General features: G+C 49.9%; 2 rRNA genes. Both read right to left on the bottom strand.

Features of this window, described 5'->3' with window-relative positions:
• Positions 1-117 (bottom strand): 5S ribosomal RNA (gene rrf / locus EKM93_RS13400).
• An 80-nt stretch (positions 118-197) separates the two neighbouring features.
• Positions 198-3,117 (bottom strand): 23S ribosomal RNA (locus EKM93_RS13395).
• Between the last annotated feature and the right edge of the window lie 84 nt (positions 3,118-3,201).

The raw sequence follows: 3,201 nt of genomic DNA, 5'->3' as shown, positions 1-3,201 counted from the left end.
GCGCGGCGACTTCCTAGTCTCGCAGGTAGTTTCCCACCAACTACATTCGGCGTTAAGAAGCTTAACTACTGTGTTCGGCATGGGAACAGGTGTTGCCTTCTTGCTATCGCCACCGCACTTTTTCTGAGAACTTTGTGCTCTCAAAACCATACATCATGAATTCAATTTACAACCTACAAAACTTAGATCTTACCATTTTGGTCAAGTCCTCGACCGATTAGTATTAGTCCGCTCCATACCTCACAGCACTTCCACGCCTAACCTATCTACCTCATCATCTTTGAGGGGTCTTACTTCATTAACTGAATGGGAAATTTCATCTCGAGGGGGGCTTCACACTTAGATGCTTTCAGCGCTTATCCCGTCCATACATAGCTACCCAGCTCTGCGCCTGGCGGCACAACTGGTACACCAGCGGTATGTCCATCCCGGTCCTCTCGTACTAAGGACAGCTCCTCTCAAATTTCCTGCGCCCGCGACGGATAGGGACCGAACTGTCTCACGACGTTCTGAACCCAGCTCGCGTACCGCTTTAATGGGCGAACAGCCCAACCCTTGGGACCGACTACAGCCCCAGGATGCGATGAGCCGACATCGAGGTGCCAAACCTCCCCGTCGATGTGGACTCTTGGGGGAGATAAGCCTGTTATCCCCAGGGTAGCTTTTATCCGTTGAGCGATGGCCCTTCCATGCGGAACCACCGGATCACTAAGCCCGACTTTCGTCCCTGCTCGACTTGTCTGTCTCGCAGTCAAGCTCCCTTCTACCTTTACACTCTGCGAATGATTTCCAACCATTCTGAGGGAACCTTTGGGCGCCTCCGTTACACTTTAGGAGGCGACCGCCCCAGTCAAACTGCCTGCCTGACACTGTCTCCCACCACGCTAAGTGGTGCGGGTTAGAGTGTTCATACAATAAGGGTAGTATCCCACCAATGCCTCCCTCGAAACTAGCGTTCCGAGTTCTACGGCTCCTACCTATCCTGTACATATTGTACAAACACGCAATATCAAGCTACAGTAAAGCTCCATGGGGTCTTTCCGTCCTGTCGCGGGTAACCCGCATCTTCACGGGTAGTATAATTTCACCGAGTCTCTCGTTGAGACAGTGCCCAAATCATTACGCCTTTCGTGCGGGTCGGAACTTACCCGACAAGGAATTTCGCTACCTTAGGACCGTTATAGTTACGGCCGCCGTTTACTGGGGCTTCAATTCTCAGCTTCGCTTACGCTAACTGATCCTCTTAACCTTCCAGCACCGGGCAGGCGTCAGCCCCTATACGTCATCTTTCGATTTAGCAGAGACCTGTGTTTTTGATAAACAGTTGTTTGGGCCTTTTCACTGCGGCTGGCCCGGAGGCCAGCACCCCTTCTCCCGAAGTTACGGGGTCATTTTGCCGAGTTCCTTAACGAGAGTTCTCTCGCACACCTTAGGATACTCTCCTCGACTACCTGTGTCGGTTTGCGGTACGGGTGGTTTAATTCTGGCTAGAAGCTTTTCTTGGCAGTGTGACATCAGGAACTTCGCTACTTAAATTTCACTCCCCATCACAACTTGTCCTTAAGAATAGAAGCATTTGACTCCTACTCAGACTTGTTGCTTGGACATGCACATCCAGCGGCATGCTTTCCTTAGCCTCCTGCGTCCCTCCATCACTCATAACGAACTAGACCAGTACAGGAATTTCTACCTGTTTGTCATCGATTACGCCTTTCGGCCTCATCTTAGTTCCCGACTAACCCTGGGCGGACGAGCCTTCCCCAGGAAACCTTAGTCATACGGTGGACAGGATTCTCACCTGTCTTTCGCTACTCATACCGGCATTCTCACTTCTAAGCGCTCCACTAATCCTCACGATTTAGCTTCACCGCCCTTAGAACGCTCTCCTACCACGGACACAAAGTGTCCATCCACAGTTTCGGTATTATGCTTAGCCCCGGTACATTTTCGGCGCAGGACCACTCGACTAGTGAGCTATTACGCACTCTTTAAATGATGGCTGCTTCTGAGCCAACATCCTAGTTGTCTACGCAGTTCCACATCCTTTTCCACTTAGCATAAATTTAGGGACCTTAACTGGTGATCTGGGCTGTTCCCCTTTCGACTACGGATCTTATCACTCGCAGTCTGACTCCTGATAATAAATCAACGGCATTCGGAGTTTATCTGAATTCAGTAACCCAAGACGGGCCCCTAGTTCAAACAGTGCTCTACCTCCGCGATCCTTATATCAAGGCTAGCCCTAAAGCTATTTCGGAGAGAACCAGCTATCTCCAAGTTCGTTTGGAATTTCACCGCTACCCACACCTCATCCCCGCAATTTTCAACTTACGTGGGTTCGGTCCTCCAGTGCGTTTTACCGCACCTTCAACCTGGACATGGGTAGGTCACTTGGTTTCGGGTCTACCTCTACTTACTGAAACGCCCGTTTCAGACTCGCTTTCGCTGCGGCTCCGTCTTTTCTGACTTAACCACGCAAGCAAAGGTAACTCGCCGGTTCATTCTACAAAAGGCACGCCATCACTCATTAACGAGCTCTGACTACTTGTAGGCACACGGTTTCAGGAACTATTTCACTCCCCTTCCGGGGTGCTTTTCACCTTTCCCTCACGGTACTGGTTCACTATCGGTCACTAGGTAGTATTTAGCCTTGGGAGATGGTCCTCCCGGATTCCGACCAGATTTCACGTGTCTGGCCGTACTCAGGATACTGGACGGAGAATTAAGACTTTCGCTTAAGGGGCTCTCACCCGCTATGGCTGACCTTCCCAGATCATTTAGCTAATCTCAATTTTGGTAACTCCGATGTCCAGTCCTACAACCCCAAGATGCAAGCATCTTGGTTTGGGCTGTTCCCCGTTCGCTCGCCGCTACTCAGGGAATCGAATTTTCTTTATTTTCCTGCAGCTACTGAGATGTTTCAGTTCACCGCGTCTACCTGCTATAAGCTATGTATTCACTTATAACTGACTGTCAACTACGACAGCCGGGTTCCCCCATTCGGAAATCTTCGGATCAAAGCTTACTTACAGCTCCCCGAAGCATATCGGTGTTAGTACCGTCCTTCATCGGCTCCTAGTGCCAAGGCATTCACCGTGCGCCCTTGTTAACTTGACCTAAAGCTTTCAGCTTTGGTTGTTCACCTGGCAATTTTGATACACAGTTTTGATTCTCGGTTATAGAATTTATTTCATGATATAT

Origin of the sequence: Agrilactobacillus yilanensis, from assembly GCF_003946725.1 — a bacterium.
GTDB classification, from domain to species: Bacteria; Bacillota; Bacilli; order Lactobacillales; family Lactobacillaceae; genus Agrilactobacillus; species Agrilactobacillus yilanensis.
This window is presented reverse-complemented; position numbering and strand designations above follow the sequence as displayed.